The sequence below is a fragment of the Burkholderia singularis genome (genome assembly GCF_001718875.1).
In the GTDB taxonomy this organism is placed as follows: domain Bacteria; phylum Pseudomonadota; class Gammaproteobacteria; order Burkholderiales; family Burkholderiaceae; genus Burkholderia; species Burkholderia singularis.
This window is the reverse complement of the sequence record NZ_CP013448.1, coordinates 563853-584277: the sequence shown is the minus strand read 5'-3', so window position 1 is coordinate 584277 and position 20425 is coordinate 563853. Positions and strand designations below refer to the sequence as shown.

The window sequence follows — 20425 nt, the reverse complement described above, 5'->3', positions numbered from 1 at the left end:
TTCAAAAGAGCGAGGCGATATTGCATCGCCGGATCAAAAAAAGAACGTGGGGCCGGGCATCCGCGGAGAGCGGGCGCCCGGCCCCGGGCGCTGAATATTACTACAAACTACGCAAGACCGCCGAGCTTACTCGATGATTTTGGCGACGACGCCTGCGCCGACGGTACGACCGCCTTCACGGATCGCGAAGCGCAGACCTTCTTCCATCGCGATCGGCGCGATCAGCTTCACCGTGATCGACACGTTGTCGCCCGGCATCACCATTTCCTTGTCCTTCGGCAGCTCGATCGAGCCCGTCACGTCCGTCGTACGGAAGTAGAACTGCGGACGGTAGTTGTTGAAGAACGGCGTGTGACGACCGCCTTCGTCCTTGCTCAGCACGTACACTTCCGCCGTGAAGTGCGTGTGCGGCGTGATCGAACCCGGCTTGGCCAGAACCTGGCCGCGCTCCACGTCCTCACGCTTCGTGCCGCGCAGCAGGATACCGACGTTGTCGCCCGCCTGACCCTGGTCCAGCAGCTTGCGGAACATTTCCACGCCCGTGCAGGTCGTCTTCGCCGTCGGCTTGATCCCGACGATTTCGATTTCCTCGCCAACCTTGATCACGCCACGCTCGACACGACCCGTCACCACCGTACCGCGGCCCGAGATCGAGAACACGTCTTCCACCGGCATCAGGAACGTACCGTCCACCGCGCGCTCCGGCGTCGGGATGTACGTGTCCAGCGCGTCGGCCAGGTTCATGATCGCCGTTTCGCCCAGCTCGCCCTTGTCGCCTTCCAGCGCCAGCTTCGCCGAACCCTTGATGATCGGCGTGTCGTCGCCCGGGAAGTCGTACTTCGACAGCAGCTCGCGCACTTCCATTTCGACCAGCTCGAGCAGCTCGGCGTCGTCGACCATGTCGCACTTGTTCAGGAACACGATGATGTACGGCACGCCAACCTGACGCGCCAGCAGGATGTGCTCACGCGTTTGCGGCATCGGGCCGTCCGCGGCCGAGCACACCAGGATCGCGCCGTCCATCTGCGCCGCACCCGTGATCATGTTCTTCACGTAGTCGGCGTGGCCCGGGCAGTCAACGTGCGCGTAGTGGCGGTTTGCCGTTTCGTACTCGATATGCGCCGTGTTGATCGTGATACCGCGCGCCTTTTCTTCCGGTGCCGCGTCGATTTCGTCGTACTTCTTCGCTTCGCCGCCGAACTTCGACGACAGAACCGTCGCGATCGCCGCCGTCAGCGTCGTCTTGCCGTGGTCAACGTGACCAATCGTTCCTACGTTCACGTGCGGCTTGGTCCGCTCGAATTTCTCTTTTGCCATGACTCTCTTCTTTCAAAAATAAGCGGTTGGGAGATGCAGCTTTACTTCGACTTCGCGCTGATGATCGCGTCGGCGACGTTCTTAGGAGCTTCAGCGTAATGCTTGAACTCCATCGTGTACGTCGCACGGCCTTGCGTCAGCGAGCGCAGCGACGTCGAATAACCGAACATTTCCGACAGCGGCACCTCGGCGCGCACGATCTTGCCACCGCCGACCATGTCTTCCATGCCCTGCACGATGCCGCGACGGCCCGACAAGTCGCCCATCACGTTGCCCATGTACTCTTCCGGAGTTTCTACTTCGACCGCCATCATCGGCTCGAGCAACACCGGATTCGCACGGCGCATGGCTTCCTTGAACGCCATCGAACCGGCCATGCGGAACGCGTTTTCGTTCGAGTCAACGTCGTGGTACGAACCGAACGTCAGGTGGACCTTCACGTCGACGACCGGGAAGCCCGCCAGAATGCCGCTCTTCAGCGTGTCCTGGATGCCCTTGTCGACCGCCGGAATGTATTCACGCGGAATCACGCCGCCCTTGATCTCGTCGAGGAACTCGTAACCCTTGCCCTGCTCGTGCGGCTCGAGCGTAATGACCGCATGGCCATACTGACCGCGGCCGCCCGACTGCTTGACGAACTTGCCTTCGACGTCCTTCGCCGTCGAACGGATCGTTTCGCGGTACGCGACCTGCGGCTTGCCGACGGTTGCTTCCACGCCGAATTCGCGCTTCATCCGGTCGACCAGAATTTCGAGGTGGAGCTCGCCCATGCCCGAAATGATCGTCTGGCCCGATTCTTCATCGGTCTGCACGCGGAACGACGGGTCTTCCTGTGCGAGACGGTTCAGCGCGAGGCCCATCTTTTCCTGGTCGGCCTTCGTCTTCGGCTCGACAGCCTGCGAGATCACCGGCTCCGGGAACACCATGCGCTCGAGCACGATCGGATGCGCGGGATCGCACAGCGTGTCGCCCGTGGTCGCTTCCTTCAGGCCGACCGCGGCAGCGATATCGCCGGCGCGGACTTCCTTGATTTCCTCGCGGTTGTTCGCGTGCATCTGCAGAATACGGCCGAGGCGCTCCTTCTTGCCCTTGGTCGAGTTCAGCACCGTGTCGCCCGAATTGACGACGCCGGAGTACACGCGGAAGAAGATCAGCTGGCCGACGAACGGGTCGGTCATGATCTTGAACGCGAGCGACGAGAACTTCTCGTCGTCCGACGCCTGGCGCTCGGCGGTTTCGCCGTTGTCCAGTTCGCCCTTGACCGGCGGAATGTCGACCGGCGACGGCAGGAAGTCGATCACGGCGTCGAGCATGCGCTGCACGCCCTTGTTCTTGAACGCGGTACCGCACAGCATCGGCTGGATTTCGCACGCGATCGTCCGGTCGCGCAGCGCCTTGACGATGTCGGCTTCCGGCAGATCGCCTTCTTCCAGGTACTTGTTCATCAGGTCTTCGTTGGCTTCCGCAGCCGCCTCGACCATCTTTTCACGCCATTCCTGGCAGGTTTCGGCGAGTTCGGCCGGGATGTCGACGTAGTCGAACTTCGTACCTTGCGACGCTTCGTCCCAAATGATCGCCTTCATCTTCAGCAGATCGACGACGCCCTTGAAATTCTCTTCCGCGCCGATCGGCACCACGACCGGAACCGGGTTTGCCTTCAGGCGCAGCTTGAGCTGGTCGTAGACCTTGAAGAAGTTCGCGCCGGTACGGTCCATCTTGTTGACGAACGCGAGACGCGGCACGCCGTACTTGTTGGCTTGGCGCCACACCGTTTCCGATTGCGGCTGCACGCCGCCCACCGCGCAGTACACCATGCACGCGCCGTCGAGCACGCGCATCGAGCGCTCCACTTCGATCGTGAAGTCGACGTGCCCCGGCGTATCGATGATGTTGATGCGGTGTTCCGGATAATTGCCGCCCATGCCCTTCCAGAACGCCGTGGTAGCAGCGGACGTGATCGTGATGCCACGCTCCTGTTCCTGCTCCATCCAGTCCATCGTCGCCGCACCGTCGTGAACTTCACCAATCTTGTGGTTCACGCCGGTGTAAAACAGAATGCGCTCGGTCGTCGTCGTTTTGCCGGCGTCGATGTGAGCGCTAATACCGATGTTGCGGTAGCGCTCGATGGGAGTCTTACGAGCCACTTTGATCCTCTATTGGGTTGGCGCGATGCGACCCTTGCATACACGTCGCAGCACGCCTCAACACAAACGGGCGAGGCGCCAAATCAGCGCACCCGCCCGGAATTTTTCCGCTAAAAACCCAGCTTGGCGCTTAGAAGCGGAAGTGCGAGAACGCACGGTTGGCTTCCGCCATCCGGTGCACTTCGTCGCGCTTCTTCATCGCACCGCCGCGGCCTTCCGCGGCTTCGCTGAGTTCACCGGCCAGGCGCAGAGCCATCGACTTCTCGCTGCGCTTCTTCGCAGCCTCGCGCAACCAGCGCATCGCCAATGCCATACGACGCGACGGGCGCACTTCGACCGGAACCTGATAGTTCGCACCACCAACGCGACGGCTCTTCACTTCGACCACCGGCTTCACGTTGTTGAGCGCGACCGTGAACACTTCCAGCGGGTCCTTGCCACCCTTGGTCTGGATTTGCTCGAATGCGCCATAAACAATGCGCTCAGCAACCGACTTCTTGCCGGACAGCATCAGCATGTTCATGAACTTGGCTACATCTACGTTGCCGTACTTCGGATCCGGCAACACTTCCCGCTTGGGAACTTCGCGACGACGCGGCATGTTTCTTCCTTTACCTGTTCAGTTGGAGCTTTTTTGAAGCCCCGCGGCCACCAACTAACCCGATCACATCTTCACGACTAACCAGCTTGGCCGGGTGACCACTTACTCGACAGCACCGGCAATCCGGCACCACCGCCTTGACCGCCCTACGAGGCGATCTCCATTCTGCTCTGCTTACTTCGCAGCCTTCGCGCGCTTCGCGCCGTACTTCGAGCGGGCCTGCTTACGATCCTTGACGCCCTGCGTATCCAGCGAGCCACGGACCATGTGGTAACGCACACCCGGCAAGTCCTTCACACGGCCGCCGCGGATCAGCACGACAGAGTGTTCCTGCAGGTTGTGGCCTTCACCACCGATGTACGAGATCACTTCGAAACCGTTCGTCAGACGCACCTTGGCGACCTTACGGAGCGCCGAGTTCGGCTTCTTCGGCGTCGTCGTGTACACACGGGTGCACACGCCGCGACGCTGCGGGCAGTCCTGCAAGGCCGGGCTCTTGCTCTTCGCCGTTTCCGACGAGCGGCCTTTGCGAACCAGTTGATTGATGGTTGGCATTGTGTATTCCTGAAATTGACCAAAATCGGCACGCCGGCCCTCGGGCAAAGCGAAAACCAGCGTGCGTAACGTCCCGGCTCACGTGCGCGCGACCCCGGACTTGCGCCCGCGAATCAACCCACCGAGAACCGGAACCCGGCATAATATTCCGAAAATTGCAAACGAGTCAATAGCTTGCGTGATTTTCGCGCCGAAGCCGGCGTGAATTATTGGTGACACATCTGCGACATGTCACGCCGATTCGACGACCTCGAGCAACTCGTCACCGAAGCGGTCGAGCTTGCGCGCGCCGATACCTGGGATATGACGCAGATCGTCGATCGATTCCGGCGCGTTGCGGGCAATTTCGGCAAGCGTCGCATCGTGAAAGATCACATATGCCGGCACGCCGTCGCTTTTCGCGGTCTCGGCTCGCCAAGCGCGCAGTCGCTCCCAGCGAGCGCGCTCGCGCGGGCTCATGCCAGCCGTCGGATCGACGCGCGCGCCGCTGCGCCCGCGCGCGTCACGGGTACGCGCTGGCTTGACGTAGCGGCGCAACGTGACTTTTTCGGCACCCTTGAGCACCGGCTTGCTCGCCTCGGTCAGCACGAGCGCGCCAAAACCGCCGTGATCCACGGCCAGATAGCCGAATGCGACCAGTTGCCGGAAGATCGCGCGCCATTCGGGTTCGGACAGCTCGGCGCCAATGCCGAACGTGCTCAGATTTTCGTGGCCGCGCTGCAGTACCTTTTCGGTGCGCGCGCCGCGCAATATCTCGATCAGGTGGCTCGCGCCGAAATTAAAACCGCTCGCGCGCTGCGCGCGGAACACGCACGACAGCGCCATTTGCGCCTCGCGCGTCGCATCCCAGGTTGCAGGCGGCTCGAGACAGGTATCGCAATTGCCGCAGGGCGCGCTCGTTTCGCCGAAATAGGCAAGCAGCCTCACGCGCCGGCACGACGGCGTCTCGCACAGCCCGAGCAACGCGTCGAGCTTTGACGTCTGGATCCGCTTGTGCGCGTCGTCCGCATCCGATTCGTCGATCATCTTGCGCTGCTGAACGACGTCGCCCAGCCCATACGCCATCCACGCATTCGCCGGCATGCCGTCGCGGCCCGCGCGCCCCGTCTCCTGGTAATAGCCTTCGACGCTCTTCGGCAAATCGAGATGCGCGACGAAACGGACGTCCGGCTTGTCGATGCCCATTCCGAACGCGATCGTCGCGCACATCACGATCCCTTCCTCGCGCTGGAACATCTCCTGATGCTTCTGCCTGACTTCGAACTCCATGCCGGCGTGATATGGCAGCGCACGCACACCTTGCGCCTTCAGCCATTCGGCCGTCTCCTCGACCTTGCGGCGCGACAAGCAATAGACGACACCCGCATCGGTCGTGCCATCCGCATTCGTGTGCTCTGCACGAATGAAATCGAGCAGCTGCGAGCGGGCGTTATCCTTCTCGACGATCCGGTAGCGGATGTTCGGCCGGTCGAAGCTCGACACGAAAATGCGCGCGTCGTCGAGCGCGAGACGCTGAACGATCTCGTCGCGCGTCAGCGCGTCGGCCGTCGCGGTCAGCGCGATCCGCGGAACGCTCGGGAAACGCTCGTGCAGCACCGAAAGCTGGATGTACTCGGGACGGAAATCGTGCCCCCATTGCGATACGCAATGCGCTTCGTCAATCGCGAAAAGACCGATCTTCGCGCGCTCGAGCAGATCGAGAAAACGCGGCGTCATCAGCCGCTCGGGCGCAACGTAGAGCAGATCGACGTCGCCGTCCCGCAGCGCGCGCTCGGTCGCGGCCGCCTCGGCTCCGGAGAGCGTCGAATTCAGATACGCGGCCCGCACGCCGACCTCGGACAAAGCCGCAACCTGATCTTGCATCAGCGCGATCAGCGGTGACACCACGATGCCCGCGCCGCGGCCGGCTTCGGAACGCACGAGCGCCGGAATTTGATAGCAGAGCGACTTGCCGCCGCCCGTCGGCATCAGCACGAGACAATCGCCGCCCGCCGCCACGTGCTCGACGATCTCGCCCTGTTGGCCACGGAAGGCGGGATAGCCGAAGACTTCGTTGAGAATTTCTAGCGCGCGGGACATGAGATCGGATGGAGAACTGCGAGAAAGGGCTGGTGAGCGGGATTTTACCAACGCCGCCGCAACCGAAGGGGATCGCGGCCAAACGTTAGCCGTTCGGATAGGCGATCAACGCAGCATGCATCTGCAACAATCGGCCCGAACGAACATGAGAGACGCCCCAACGCGCCCGAGCCCAATCCGTCAAGACGGTGACGGGCTGGCCAGGTCGAGCCCAATGCCGCACGAGCGCCGCCACGCTGGTGCGGCAGCCGGCAACGATCGACAGAAAACGATTACAGACGAACCGATCCCCGAGACCGATGCCGTCAACACACCCGCATGCTCTGCTCGAATATAGTGGCGCGAAAAAGCATGATTAATATCATGCCTTTAATTATTTCCAGATCTGAGTTCGTGCGTAAATGAAATCGTTATCGTGCCGCCTTTTTGCCACGCAATGCCACTCATATTAAATGCCGGCGGTCTACCGACTGCCGGCGCACAACATCAACGGTTATATCAGCGCTTATTGCACGGTGAATTGCGGCGACGTCACCATCGTACCGTTGATCTGGCAATCCGGCGTCAGTTGGGCGTTATTGAGCGTCAGAGACGAAGCCTTATTGTCCCAACCGGCGACGACTTTGCTTGGTCCGCACGTGCCGAGAAACAGCACCTGCACCTGCGCATTGTTGATCGTCAACTGAGTGGTACTGTCGGCTTGGCCCGTCCACGGCGACGAGCTGGTTGCGTTACTCGAGATCCACGAGCAGGTGCCGCCGCCCGCAAACTGCGTGGAGGTAATCGTCACGATCCCGCTCGACGTGATCGTGCCGTTGAAGGTCGTATTGCAGGTTGCGCTGATACCGCTCTTGGAAAGCGCCATGGGACCCGATACCGAGAACGGCTCGCCATTTGGGTTCATCGGCTGCCCGTCCGCGCGCGATACCGTGACGGCATAAGCAGACGAGATCGAAGCGCAAACCACAGCAAGCGCAGCAACGGCCTTGGAAAAATGAAGCGCACCCATTGCACTACCTCCTCGGAAAAGTGACGACGCGTCGTCAGGCGTGCGGCATCGGAATCGACACCACACAGGTTGGTAACAATTAAACGGGAATACGAATTTAAGCGACCGACACGCAACCGTCATCCGGATCGGCGCTCTTATTATCTAATTCGCGTGCATGCATACCATTTGTCTCTCAGGTTCAGGTTGTATGGTAGATTTGCCACTACGCTTTTTTCTTACTCATCATAATGATATGAATCATCGCACATGTAAAGCAGTGCTTAATTTAATTTAGCGCACGCAATATCCATCATTTCCGGAAAATCGCCAATTAATAAAGTATTGGCGAAGATGTTTTTCAATGAGAATGAATTGACGCATCATAGTGTTTCGATGGTCAGTTTCATCGTTTTCGCTACCCAGGTTTTCCCGAGTCCCCACATAAAAAAAGCCGCCCGGTTGAAACCGGGCGGCTTTTACCAGCCGTGGTGCAGGCAAAGCGGCTCGCGCCGCCCGGCTCACTCCGCCGCCGGATGCTGCTGCTCTTCGGCGGCCGGCGTTTCCGGCGTACCGAACTCGAACGCTTCTTCCGCTGCGATCTGGTCGAAACGCTCGCGATCCGACAACTCCTTCGCCTTGCGCGCCTTGTGGAACGCGAGACCCGTACCGGCAGGAATCAGACGGCCGACGATCACGTTTTCCTTCAGGCCACGCAGATCGTCACGCTTGCCCATGATCGCCGCTTCGGTCAGCACGCGGGTCGTTTCCTGGAACGATGCCGCGGAGATGAACGAATCGGTCGACAGCGATGCCTTCGTGATACCCAGCAGGATATTGTCGTAAGTTGCCGGACGCTTGCCCTCGGCGATCATGCGATCGTTTTCGTCCAACATGTCCGAACGCTCGACCTGTTCGCCGGGGATGAAGCGCGTATCGCCGTTGTCGGTGATCTGCACGCGACGCAGCATCTGGCGAACGATCACCTCGATGTGCTTGTCGTTGATCTTCACGCCCTGCAGACGATACACGTCCTGCACTTCGTCCACGATGTAACGCGACAGCGCCTCGATACCCTGCAGACGCAGGATGTCGTGCGGATCGGCCGGGCCATCCACGATCATTTCGCCCTTGTTGACGACCTGACCGTCGTGGACCAGCACCTGCTTTTCCTTCGCAATCAGGAACTCGTGCTGGTTGCCCTCGAGATCCGTGATGACGAGACGCTGCTTGCCCTTCGTGTCCTTGCCGAACGACACCGTCCCAGTGACTTCCGCGAGAATGCCCGCATCCTTCGGCGAACGCGCTTCGAACAGCTCGGCCACTCGCGGCAGACCACCGGTAATGTCGCGGGTCTTCTGCGATTCGGTCGGGATACGTGCGAGCACTTCACCGACTTGCACCTGCTGACCGTCCTTCACGGTGATCAGCGCGCCGACCTGGAAGCCGATCTGCACCGAATGCTCCGTGCCCGGGATCTTCACTTCGTCGCCGTTTGCGTCGAGCAGCTTCACCTGCGGACGCACGCTCTTCGACGCCTGCGAGCCGCGACGCTTCGCATCGATCACGACGAGCGTCGACAAACCGGTCACGTCGTCGATCTGCTTGGCGACCGTCACGCCTTCCTCGACGTTCTCGAACTTCACCGTACCGCCGTACTCGGTGATGATCGGACGCGTCAGCGGGTCCCACGTGGCAAGCTGCGTGCCGGCCTTGACGGTTACGCCGTCGAGTTGCAGCAGCGTTGCGCCATACGGCACTTTGTGACGCTCGCGCTCACGGCCAAAGTCATCAGTGATCATCGCCTCACCCGAACGGGAAATGACGATCTGCTCGCCCTTCGCGTTGGTGACGTAGCGCATCGTCGACGTGAAGCGCACGATACCGTTGCTCTTCGCTTCGATCGACGAAGCCACTGCCGCACGCGATGCCGCACCGCCGATGTGGAACGTCCGCATCGTCAGCTGCGTACCCGGTTCACCGATCGACTGCGCCGCGATCACGCCGACCGCCTCGCCGACGTTCACGAGCGAGCCGCGGCCGAGATCGCGGCCGTAGCACGCGGCGCAGAGGCCGTAACGCGTTTCGCAGGTCAGCGCCGTGCGCACGCGCACTTCGTCGATGCCGAGACGCTCGATGTCTTCGACCGCCGTTTCGTCGAGCAGCGTGCCCGCTTCGTACAGCGTTTCCTGCGTTTCCGGATTCACGACGTCCGCCACCGCGACGCGGCCGAGAATCCGGTCGCGCAGCGCTTCGACGACTTCACCGCCTTCGACGAGCGCCTTCATCGCGACGCCGTTCGACGTGCCGCAATCGTCCTCGACCACGACCAGATCCTGCGTGACGTCGACCAGACGCCGCGTCAGGTAACCCGAGTTCGCGGTCTTCAGTGCCGTATCAGCCAGACCCTTACGTGCGCCGTGGGTCGAGATGAAGTACTGCAACACGTTCAGGCCTTCGCGGAAGTTCGCGGTAATCGGCGTCTCGATAATCGAGCCGTCCGGCTTCGCCATCAGGCCGCGCATACCGGCCAGCTGACGAATCTGCACCGCCGAACCCCGGGCGCCCGAGTCGGCCATCATGTAAATCGAGTTGAACGATTCCTGGCGCGTCTCGTTGCCGTCGCGGTCGATCACCGGCTCCGTCGACAGCTGCTCCATCATCGCCTTGCCGACCGCCTCCGACGTCGCCGACCAGATGTCGACCACGTTGTTGTAGCGTTCCTGCGCGGTGACGAGACCCGACATGTACTGGCGGTCGTACTCCTTCACCTTCTTCGCGGCGTCGCCGACGATCGTTTCCTTCTGCGGCGGCACGAGCATGTCGTCGACGCAGATCGAGATGCCGGCGCGCGTCGCGAGACGGAAGCCCGATTGCATCAGCTGGTCGGCGAACACGACCGTCGCGCGCAGACCGCACTTGCGGAATGCGGTGTTGATCAGACGCGAGATTTCCTTCTTCTTCAGCGGCTTGTTCAGCACCGAGAACGGCAGGCCGTGCGGCAGGATTTCCGACAGGATCGCGCGGCCGACAGTGGTCGCGTACAGCGTGATCTTCGGCACGAATTCCGGCGCGCCTTCCGACTTGTCCTCGTTGCGGACCATTTCGGTAATCCGCACGTTCACGCGCGACGCAAGCTCGACTTCCTTGTTCTCGTATGCACGGATCACTTCCGACACGCCGGTGAACGACAGGCCTTCGCCCTTCGCGTTGATCGCTTCGCGGGTCGCGTAGTACAGACCCAGCACGATATCCTGCGACGGCACGATCGACGGATCGCCGTTGGCCGGGAACAGCACGTTGTTCGACGCCAGCATCAGCGTGCGCGCTTCCATCTGCGCTTCGAGCGACAGCGGCACGTGAACGGCCATCTGGTCACCGTCGAAGTCGGCGTTGAACGCCGCGCAGACGAGCGGATGCAACTGAATCGCCTTACCTTCGATCAGCACCGGCTCGAACGCCTGGATACCGAGACGGTGCAGCGTCGGCGCACGGTTGAGCATCACCGGGTGCTCGCGGATCACCTCTTCGAGGATGTCCCACACCACCGGCGTCTGGTTCTCGACTTCCTTCTTCGCCGCCTTGATGGTCGTAGCTACCCCCATCACTTCAAGCTTGTTGAAGATGAACGGCTTGAACAGCTCGAGCGCCATCAGCTTCGGTAGACCGCACTGGTGCAGCTTCAGCGTCGGGCCGACCACGATGACCGAACGGCCCGAGTAGTCGACGCGCTTGCCCAGCAGGTTCTGACGGAAGCGGCCGCCCTTGCCCTTGATCATGTCGGCGAGCGACTTCAGCGGACGCTTGTTCGCGCCCGTCATCGCCTTGCCGCGACGGCCGTTGTCGAGCAGCGAGTCGACGGCTTCCTGCAGCATCCGCTTTTCGTTGCGGACGATGATTTCAGGCGCCTTCAGCTCGAGCAGACGCTTCAACCGGTTGTTACGGTTGATCACGCGGCGATACAGGTCGTTCAGATCCGACGTCGCGAAACGGCCGCCGTCCAGCGGCACGAGCGGACGCAGTTCCGGCGGCAGCACCGGCAGCACTTCGAGGATCATCCACTCGGGCTTGATGCCCGAGCGCTGGAATGCCTCGAGGACCTTCAGGCGCTTCGCGTACTTCTTGATCTTCGCTTCCGAGCCGGTGTTCTTCAGCTCGGTGCGCAGCGTCTCGACCTGCTCGTCGATGTTGATCGCGCGCAGCAATTCACGCACGCCCTCCGCGCCCATCTCGGCACGGAATTCGTCGCCGTATTCCTCGACCTTGTTGTAGTAATCCTCTTCGGTCATGATCTGCCGCGCCTTCAGCGGCGTCATGCCCGGTTCGATCACCACGTATGCTTCGAAGTACAGCACGCGCTCGATGTCGCGCAGCGTCATGTCGAGCACCATGCCCAGACGCGACGGCAGCGACTTCAAGAACCAGATGTGCGCGACCGGCGAGGCCAGCTCGATGTGGCCCATCCGCTCACGGCGCACCTTCGCCAGCGTCACTTCCACGCCGCACTTCTCGCAGATCACGCCGCGGTGCTTCAGGCGCTTGTACTTACCGCACAGGCACTCGTAGTCCTTGATCGGCCCGAAGATCTTCGCGCAGAACAAACCATCGCGTTCCGGCTTGAACGTGCGGTAATTGATGGTCTCCGGCTTCTTCACTTCGCCGAACGACCACGAACGGATCTTGTCGGGCGAGGCCAGACCGATCTTGATCGCGTCGAAAACTTCTTCCTGTTGGACTTGCTTGAATAGATCGAGCAGAGCTTTCATTGCCTTCTCTCCGTAGTCCGATTAATTGCGGTCGAGATCGATATCGATACCGAGTGAGCGGATTTCCTTCACCAACACGTTGAAGGATTCCGGCATGCCTGCATCGATCACGTGATCGCCCTTGACCAGGTTCTCGTACACCTTGGTCCGGCCGGTCACGTCGTCCGACTTCACCGTCAGCATTTCCTGCAGCACGTAGGACGCGCCGTATGCTTCGAGTGCCCACACTTCCATTTCACCGAAACGCTGACCGCCGAACTGCGCCTTACCGCCCAGCGGCTGCTGCGTGACGAGCGAGTACGGGCCAGTCGAACGCGCGTGCATCTTGTCGTCGACCAAGTGGTGCAGCTTCAGGTAATGCATGTAGCCGAGCGTCACGCGGCGCTCGAACGGCTCACCCGTGCGGCCGTCGTACAGGCGAACCTGGTTCTTCGACGGATTCATGTCGAGCTGTTGGGCGATCTCGTCCGGGAACGCGAGATCGAGCATCTTCGACATTTCCTCCTCGGTCGCGCCATCGAACACTGGCGTCGCGAACGGCACGCCTTCGCGCAGATTCTTCGCGAGTTCGAGGATCTCGTCGTCGGTAAAGCTCTCCAGATCTTCCGCGCGGCCCGACTCGTTGTAGATCTTCGTCAGGAACGAGCGCAGCTCCTCGATCTTCGTCTGGCGCTGCAGCATTTCGCCGATACGCCAACCGAGACCCTTCGCGGCCCAGCCGAGGTGCACTTCCAAAACCTGACCCACGTTCATCCGCGACGGCACGCCGAGCGGGTTCAGCACGACGTCGGCCGGACGGCCGTCGGCCATGTACGGCATGTCTTCGATCGGGACGATCTTCGACACGACACCCTTGTTACCGTGACGGCCGGCCATCTTGTCGCCAGGCTGCAGGCGGCGCTTCACCGCGAGGTACACCTTGACCATCTTCAGCACGCCCGGCGGCAGTTCGTCGCCTTGCGTGAGCTTCTTGCGCTTCTCTTCGAACGCGAGATCGAACTGATGACGCTTCTCTTCGATCGAGTTCTTGATCGCTTCGAGCGATGCTGCTGCTTCGTCGTCCGCGAGGCGGATGTCGAACCAGTGGTAGTGATCGAGATCTTCGAGGTACGCCTGGTCGATCTTCGTGCCCTTCGCGAGCTTCTTCGGACCGCCGTTGGCGACCTTGCCCACCAGCATGCGCGCGAGACGCTGGAACGCGTCGCCTTCGACGATGCGCAGCTGGTCGTTCAGGTCGAGGCGGTAGCGCTTCAGTTCGTCGTCGATGATCTGTTGCGCACGCTTGTCGCGCTGGATGCCTTCGCGCGTGAACACCTGCACGTCGATCACCGTGCCGCTCATGCCCGACGGCACGCGCAGCGACGTATCCTTCACGTCCGACGCCTTCTCGCCGAAAATCGCGCGCAGCAGCTTCTCTTCGGGCGTCAGCTGGGTTTCGCCCTTCGGCGTGACCTTGCCGACCAGCACGTCGCCCGCTTCGACTTCCGCACCGATGTACACGATGCCCGATTCGTCGAGACGGCCGAGTTGCACTTCCGCCAGGTTCGAGATGTCGCGCGTGATTTCTTCCGGCCCGAGCTTCGTGTCGCGAGCAACGACGTTCAGCTCTTCGATGTGGATCGACGTGTAGCGATCGTCGGCCACGACCTTCTCCGAGATCAGGATCGAATCCTCGAAGTTGTAGCCGTTCCACGGCATGAACGCGATCAGCATGTTCTGGCCGAGCGCAAGCTCGCCCAGATCCGTCGATGCGCCATCAGCCAGCACGTCGCCGCGCGCGACCTTGTCGCCCATCTTCACGATCGGACGCTGGTTGATGTTCGTGTTCTGGTTCGAGCGCGTGTACTTGATCAGGTTGTAGATGTCGACGCCGACCTCACCCGCCACCGCTTCGTCGTCGTTCACGCGAATCACGATACGGCCCGCGTCGACGTAATCCACCACGCCGCCACGCAGGGCCTGCACCGTCGTGCCCGAGTCGACCGCCACCGTGCGCTCGATACCCGTGCCGACGACTGGCTTCTCCGGACGCAAGCACGGCACAGCCTGACGCTGCATGTTCGAGCCCATCAACGCGCGGTTCGCATCGTCGTGCTCGAGGAACGGAATCAGCGATGCTGCGACCGACACGATCTGCGACGGCGCGACGTCCATGTACTGGATGCGGTCCGGCGTGACCATCATCGTTTCGCCGGCTTCACGCGACGACACCAGTTCGTCGACGAGCGCGCCGTTGTCATCGATCGCCGCGTTCGCCTGCGCGATCATGTAGCGGCCTTCCTCGATTGCCGACAAATAGTCGATCTGGTCGGTCACCTTGCCGTCCGCGACCTTGCGGTACGGCGTCTCGAGGAAGCCGTACTCGTTCAGGTGCGCATACAGCGCGAGCGAGTTGATCAGACCGATGTTCGGACCTTCCGGCGTTTCGATCGGGCACACGCGGCCGTAGTGCGTCGGGTGCACGTCACGCACTTCGAAGCCTGCGCGCTCGCGCGTCAAACCGCCCGGGCCAAGCGCGGAAACACGGCGCTTGTGCGTGATTTCCGACAGCGGGTTGGTCTGGTCCATGAACTGCGACAGCTGCGACGAGCCGAAGAACTCGCGAATCGCCGACGAAATCGGCTTCGAGTTGATCAGGTCGTGCGGCATCAAGTTTTCGCTTTCGGCTTGGCCGAGGCGTTCCTTGACCGCGCGCTCGACGCGCACGAGACCTGCGCGGAACTGGTTTTCCGCAAGTTCGCCGACGCAGCGCACGCGACGGTTGCCGAGGTGGTCGATATCGTCCACTTCGCCCTTGCCGTTGCGCAGCTCGACGAGAATCTTGATCGTCGCGAGGATATCGTCATCCTGCAGCGTCATCGGGCCCGTGATTTCGTCACGGCCGACGCGGCGGTTGAACTTCATACGGCCGACCTTCGACAGGTCGTAAGCATCCTCGCTGTAGAACAGACGATTGAAGAGCGCCTCGACCGCTTCTTCGGTCGGCGGCTCGCCCGGACGCATCATCCGATAGATCGCGATGCGCGCGGCCGTCTTGTCGGCGGTTTCGTCGACACGCAGCGTCGACGAGATGTACGGACCTTGATCCAGATCGTTCGTGTAGAGCGTCTGGATTTCCTTGATCTTCGCTTCGCGCAGCTTCTCGAGCACGCTTTCGGTGATCTCGTCGTTCGCGTTCGCGATCACTTCGCCGGTATCGCCGTCGACGACGTTCTTCGCCAGCACGCGGCCAAGCAGATAGTCTTCCGGCACCGAGATGAACTTCGTCTTCGCCGCTTCGAGATCGCGGATATGCTTCGCATTGATCCGCTTGTCCTTCTGGACGATCACCTTGCCTTCGCGATCGGTGATGTCGAAGCGCGCGACTTCGCCACGCAGGCGCTCGGGCACGAACTCCATCTGCGCGCCTTCGTCCATCAGCGTGAAATTGTCGAACACGAAGAAGTTCGCGAGGATCTGCTCAGGCGTGAGGCCGATAGCCTTCAGCAGGATCGTGACCGGCATCTTGCGGCGGCGGTCGACGCGGAAATACAGCACGTCCTTCGGATCGAATTCGAAGTCGAGCCACGAGCCGCGGTACGGAATGATCCGCGCGGAGAACAGCAGCTTGCCCGAGCTGTGCGTCTTGCCCTTATCGTGCTCGAAGAACACGCCGGGCGAACGGTGCAGCTGCGACACGATCACGCGCTCGGTGCCGTTGATCACGAACGAACCGGTAGGCGTCATGAGCGGAATTTCGCCCATGTACACTTCCTGTTCCTTCACTTCCTTGACGACGGGTTTGTTCGGCGACTCTTTGTCGAGCAACACGAGGCGCACTTTCGCGCGCAGCGCCGAGCAGTACGTAAGGCCACGCTGCTGACACTCTTTGATGTTGAACGCGGGCGACGACAGCGCGTAGCTCACGAACTCCAGGCGAGCAAAGCCGTTGTGCGAGACGATCGGGAATACCGACGTAAAGGCGGCCTGCAAGCCTTCGGATTTACGTTGCGCAGGCGGCACATCGGCTTGCAGAAATGTGCTGAATGATTCAAGCTGGGTGGCCAGCAGGAAAGGTACTTGGTGAACGATGGAACGCTTCGCGAAACTCTTGCGAATGCGCTTCTTCTCGGTGAAGGAATATTGCATACGATCTCCGAATCACGACGGGCGATGTCGAGGCGGGATACCTTGACGCGTCAAACCCGAGTGTTCACCGACTGAGACCCGATGGCCGTCCGACGGCACGAGCCGAGAAGCTTGGTGGTTGGCCGCTACCAACCGCTGGCTGACGGCAACGGAACCTGCATGACCTGTTGCCCGACCAAACTTGCCTTCTGCAGTCGCTTCAGAAGACAAAGAAAATCGCCGATCGCATGGGATAGACGGTTTTCTTTGGCTTCTGGGGGCGTCTGCCCGACCTCCGCAAAGAGTGTCAAAACACTGCCCCCACAAAGCACAAAAAGGCCGGCGGTGAAAAACCGCCAGCCTTCGCACAGCGCGCGTGAACTTACTTGAGTTCGACCTTCGCGCCCGCGTCTTCCAGCTTCTTCTTGGCTTCTTCTGCAGCAGCCTTGTCAACGCCTTCCTTGACGGGCTTCGGTGCGCCGTCAACGAGGTCCTTCGCTTCCTTCAGGCCCAGGCCCGTGATTTCGCGAACGGCCTTGATGACTGCAACCTTGTTGCCGCCTGCTTCAGCCAGAACGACCGTGAAGTCGGTCTTCTCTTCAGCAGCAGCTGCTGCGCCGCCACCCGCCGGACCTGCGACTGCGACTGCAGCAGCCGACACGCCGAACTTCTCTTCGAACGCCTTGACCAGCTCGTTCAGTTCCAGGACCGTCATGCCTTCAACGGCTGCCAGGATGTCTTCTTTTGCGATTGCCATTTGGAATACTCCTAAATTGAATTCGGATACAGCCAGCGATCTGTTGTGCTCAGATACGTTCGCTTATGCGGCTTCGGCCTGCTTCTTTTCCGCCAGCGCGGCCAGAGCGCGCGCAAAGCCGGAAACAGGTGCCTGCATGACGAACAGCAGCTTCGAGAGCAGTTCTTCGCGGCTCGGGATGCTAGCGAGCGCTTGCACGCCTGCTTTGTCCATCACCTTGCCATCGAACGAACCAGCCTTGATGACCAACTTGTCATTGCTCTTGCTGAAGTCGTTGACGACCTTCGCAGCAGCAATCGCATCTTCCGAGATGCCGTAGATCAACGGACCAGTCATCTGCTCTGCCAGCGGAGCAAACGGCGTACCTTCAACGGCGCGGCGCGCCAGCGTGTTCTTCAGCACGCGCAGGTAAACCTGTTGCTCGCGCGCCTTCGCGCGCAGCGTGGTCAGATCGCCAACCGTAATCCCACGATACTCAGCGAGCACAACGGTCTGGGCCTTCGCGACTTGCGCGGCAACCTCAGCAACGACGGCTTGCTTGTCTTCTCTATTAAGCGGCACGGTTAGCCTCCAGAAACGATACGCTTCGCATCGCGCGTCGCGTACCTCGTTCAACAACGGCGTCCGACTCGTTAGGAGTATTTCCGCCGAACATCGCCGATCGCTCGTCGATCTCCGGCTTCACCACTGCAAAACTTTTTCGGGTTCGCCATCTGCGTTGGCTTTGCATTAAGGGATCGCCCGACTGCCGCTTTCCCGCCAACGGTCTTTGATAACCGGTTGCTCGACCATACTGCGCCGAACAACCGCCCAAAGCCCTTTTGAGCCGCTTCCGTCGAGAAGCGGCCCGAATACTTCGCTTACTGCGCGGCCAGCGTGGCCTGGTCGACTCGCACGCCGACGCCCATCGTGCTCGACAGCGCGATCTTGCGCAGATAAACGCCCTTGCTCGTCGCCGGCTTCGCCTTTTGCAGCGCTTCGATCAACGCCGACAGGTTGGTGCGCAGCGCGGTCGGCTCAAAAGACGCACGGCCGATCGTCGCGTGAATAATGCCCGCCTTGTCGACACGGAACTGCACCTGACCCGCCTTCGCGTTCTTCACTGCAGTCGCGACATCCGGCGTGACCGTACCGACCTTCGGGTTCGGCATCAGGCCGCGCGGACCGAGAATCTGACCCAGCGTACCCACGATACGCATCGTGTCCGGAGAGGCGATCACGATGTCGAAATCCATTTGACCGGCCTTGATCTGCTCAGCCAGATCTTCCATGCCGACCACTTCCGCTCCGGCAGCGCGTGCCTGCTCGGCCTTCTCGCCTTGAGCAAACACGGCGACGCGAACCGACTTACCGGTACCTGCCGGCAGCACGACGGAACCACGAACGACCTGATCCGACTTCTTCGCATCGATACCGAGCTGAACCGCGACATCGATCGATTCATCGAACTTCGCGCTCGCGCATTCCTTCACGAGTGCGAGTGCATCGTCGATCGGGTACAGCTTCTGGCGATCGACCTTAGCGGCAAATGCCTGACGGCGCTTCGAAATCTTGGCCATTTACACGCCCTCCACAGTGATGCCCATCGAGCGTGCGCTACCTGCGATGGTGCGAACAGCCGCATCGAGATCAGCCGCCGTAAGATCCGGCATCTTGGTCTTTGCGATCTCTTCCGCTTGAGCGCGGGTAATCTTGCCGACCTTGTCGGTATGGGGCTTGCTCGAACCCTTGTCGATCTTCGCCGCCTTCTTGATCAGAACGGTCGCCGGCGGCGTCTTCATCACGAACGTGAAGCTCTTGTCCGCATAAGCCGTGATGACGACCGGAACAGGCAGGCCCGGTTCCATGCCTTGAGTCTGCGCGTTGAACGCCTTGCAGAACTCCATGATGTTCAGGCCACGCTGGCCCAGAGCCGGACCGACGGGCGGCGACGGATTGGCTTTACCTGCAGGGATCTGCAGCTTGATAAAGCCGATGATCTTCTTTGCCATTTGGAAACCTCGTTGGAACGCATCGAAGCGTTCGATGAGTGATAACGCGGGTTCGTCTTGCGACTACTGGCGCTCCTCAACGGCCATTACGCGGGCCGTAAGCGCGACGACAGGCAGCCTTCGAAGCCGCCCATCCGAATCTGCTCAAACTTTCTCGACTTGACCGAACTCCAGTTCGACCGGCGTTGCGCGCCCAAAAATAGTGACCGACACGCGCACTCTCGATTTCTCGTAATTCACTTCTTCGACCGTGCCGTTGAAATCCGTGAATGGGCCTTCCTTCACGCGCACCATCTCACCGACCTCGAACAGGGTTTTCGGACGCGGCTTCTCCACGCCTTCCTGCATCTGGGACATGATCTTTTCGACTTCCCGCGGGGAAATCGGACTCGGGCGATTACGCGCCCCGCCGACGAAACCAGTGACCTTCGCAGTATTTTTAACGAGATGCCAGGTTTCGTCCGTCATCTCCATTTCCACCAGCACATAACCGGGAAAGAAACGACGTTCGGTCACGGCTTTGTGACCGCCTTTGACTTCAACCACTTCTTCGGTCGGAACCAGAATCTGACCGAACTTATCCTGCATGCCGGCACGCTCGATGCGCTCCTGAAGCGCGCGTTGCACGCTCTTCTCCATGCCGGAGTAGGCGTGCACGACGTACCAACGTTTTCCACTCGGGGATGCCGGAGTATCGCTCATATCATTTCCAACCCAGAATCACCGAGAAAATCACCCACTCGATGGATTTATCACTAATCCAAAGAAAGAGCGCCATGACCAGCACAAAGCCAAACACGACAAGTGTGGTCTGCGTGGCTTCCTTGCGTGTGGGCCAAACAACCTTGCGCACCTCGCGATACGAGTCCTTGGCAAAGGCGATGAAACTCTTGCCCGGCATCGATGCCAGCGCAACGCCGACACCCGCAATCACCCCTACCGCCAACGCAGCGCCGCGGATATACCACTCCTTGCCGCCCAGCAAAAAAAAGCCTGCGAACCCGCCCAAGACCAACAATACGCCCAGGGCCAGCATCAGCTTATCGCCGGAGGTATTAACAGTTTCGACGGAAGGATTCGCCATAACACCCTAAAACAACAAACGCCACGCTGAACGTGG

14 protein-coding genes are annotated in these 20425 nt (G+C 60.8%); all 14 read right to left on the bottom strand.

The annotated features are described in order from the left end of the window. Positions 1–126: 126 nt before the first annotated feature. Positions 127–1317 carry an elongation factor Tu gene (gene tuf / locus AQ611_RS02640; RefSeq protein ID WP_069233656.1) on the bottom strand — a complete coding sequence of 397 codons (1191 nt, stop codon included), beginning with the start codon at positions 1315–1317 and terminating at the stop codon, positions 127–129. 41 nt (positions 1318–1358) lie between these two features. After that, entirely contained in the window at positions 1359–3461 is a 2103-nt protein-coding gene (fusA, locus tag AQ611_RS02635) for an elongation factor G (RefSeq protein WP_059519682.1), read from the bottom strand. 130 nt (positions 3462–3591) lie between these two features. Next, a complete protein-coding gene (gene rpsG / locus AQ611_RS02630) occupies positions 3592–4062 on the bottom strand; it encodes a 30S ribosomal protein S7 (protein WP_004198359.1) in 471 nt (156 codons plus the stop codon). Between the two features lie 174 nt (positions 4063–4236). After that, the gene (rpsL, locus tag AQ611_RS02625; RefSeq protein ID WP_059519681.1) at positions 4237–4617 is read right to left on the bottom strand and encodes a 30S ribosomal protein S12; all 381 of its coding nucleotides are present in this window, start codon (positions 4615–4617) and stop codon (positions 4237–4239) included. A gap of 231 nt (positions 4618–4848) precedes the next feature. Next, a complete protein-coding gene (recQ, locus tag AQ611_RS02620) occupies positions 4849–6696 on the bottom strand; it encodes a DNA helicase RecQ (RefSeq protein ID WP_059519680.1) in 1848 nt (615 codons plus the stop codon). A 505-nt stretch (positions 6697–7201) separates the two neighbouring features. Continuing rightward, entirely contained in the window at positions 7202–7705 is a 504-nt protein-coding gene (locus AQ611_RS02615; protein WP_059519679.1) for a hypothetical protein, read from the bottom strand. Between the two features lie 500 nt (positions 7706–8205). Next, a complete protein-coding gene (rpoC, locus tag AQ611_RS02610; protein WP_059519678.1) occupies positions 8206–12450 on the bottom strand; it encodes a DNA-directed RNA polymerase subunit beta' in 4245 nt (1414 codons plus the stop codon). Between the two features lie 21 nt (positions 12451–12471). Next, on the bottom strand, positions 12472–16578 hold the full coding sequence (rpoB, locus tag AQ611_RS02605) for a DNA-directed RNA polymerase subunit beta (RefSeq protein WP_059519677.1): 4107 nt from the start codon (positions 16576–16578) through the stop codon (positions 12472–12474). Between the two features lie 361 nt (positions 16579–16939). Further along, entirely contained in the window at positions 16940–17314 is a 375-nt protein-coding gene (gene rplL, locus AQ611_RS02600) for a 50S ribosomal protein L7/L12 (protein ID WP_059519676.1), read from the bottom strand. 63 nt (positions 17315–17377) lie between these two features. Continuing rightward, positions 17378–17875 (bottom strand): 50S ribosomal protein L10, encoded by a 498-nt coding sequence (gene rplJ / locus AQ611_RS02595; protein ID WP_059519683.1) that lies wholly within the window; start codon positions 17873–17875, stop codon positions 17378–17380. A 299-nt stretch (positions 17876–18174) separates the two neighbouring features. Further along, positions 18175–18873 carry a 50S ribosomal protein L1 gene (gene rplA, locus AQ611_RS02590; RefSeq protein ID WP_059519675.1) on the bottom strand — a complete coding sequence of 233 codons (699 nt, stop codon included), beginning with the start codon at positions 18871–18873 and terminating at the stop codon, positions 18175–18177. Beyond that, positions 18874–19305: a 50S ribosomal protein L11 gene (gene rplK, locus AQ611_RS02585; RefSeq protein ID WP_059519674.1), complete on the bottom strand. Its 432-nt coding sequence runs from the start codon at positions 19303–19305 to the stop codon at positions 18874–18876. A 144-nt stretch (positions 19306–19449) separates the two neighbouring features. After that, positions 19450–20007 (bottom strand): transcription termination/antitermination protein NusG, encoded by a 558-nt coding sequence (gene nusG, locus AQ611_RS02580; RefSeq protein WP_004525645.1) that lies wholly within the window; start codon positions 20005–20007, stop codon positions 19450–19452. Between the two features lies 1 nt (position 20008). After that, a complete protein-coding gene (secE, locus tag AQ611_RS02575) occupies positions 20009–20389 on the bottom strand; it encodes a preprotein translocase subunit SecE (RefSeq protein WP_059519673.1) in 381 nt (126 codons plus the stop codon). Positions 20390–20425: the final 36 nt, after the last annotated feature.

What these genes read in the sequence shown, in the direction of transcription:
- tuf (WP_069233656.1), bottom strand. Translation starts at nt 1,317, where the DNA reads ATGGCAAAAGAGAAATTCGAGCGGACCAAGCCGCACGTGAACGTAGGA.
- rplA (WP_059519675.1), bottom strand. Translation starts at nt 18,873, where the DNA reads ATGGCCAAGATTTCGAAGCGCCGTCAGGCATTTGCCGCTAAGGTCGAT.
- AQ611_RS02615 (WP_059519679.1), bottom strand. Translation starts at nt 7,705, where the DNA reads ATGGGTGCGCTTCATTTTTCCAAGGCCGTTGCTGCGCTTGCTGTGGTT.
- rplL (WP_059519676.1), bottom strand. Translation starts at nt 17,314, where the DNA reads ATGGCAATCGCAAAAGAAGACATCCTGGCAGCCGTTGAAGGCATGACG.
- rpoC (WP_059519678.1), bottom strand. Translation starts at nt 12,450, where the DNA reads ATGAAAGCTCTGCTCGATCTATTCAAGCAAGTCCAACAGGAAGAAGTT.
- secE (WP_059519673.1), bottom strand. Translation starts at nt 20,389, where the DNA reads ATGGCGAATCCTTCCGTCGAAACTGTTAATACCTCCGGCGATAAGCTG.
- recQ (WP_059519680.1), bottom strand. Translation starts at nt 6,696, where the DNA reads ATGTCCCGCGCGCTAGAAATTCTCAACGAAGTCTTCGGCTATCCCGCC.
- rplK (WP_059519674.1), bottom strand. Translation starts at nt 19,305, where the DNA reads ATGGCAAAGAAGATCATCGGCTTTATCAAGCTGCAGATCCCTGCAGGT.
- rpsG (WP_004198359.1), bottom strand. Translation starts at nt 4,062, where the DNA reads ATGCCGCGTCGTCGCGAAGTTCCCAAGCGGGAAGTGTTGCCGGATCCG.
- rpoB (WP_059519677.1), bottom strand. Translation starts at nt 16,578, where the DNA reads ATGCAATATTCCTTCACCGAGAAGAAGCGCATTCGCAAGAGTTTCGCG.
- rpsL (WP_059519681.1), bottom strand. Translation starts at nt 4,617, where the DNA reads ATGCCAACCATCAATCAACTGGTTCGCAAAGGCCGCTCGTCGGAAACG.
- nusG (WP_004525645.1), bottom strand. Translation starts at nt 20,007, where the DNA reads ATGAGCGATACTCCGGCATCCCCGAGTGGAAAACGTTGGTACGTCGTG.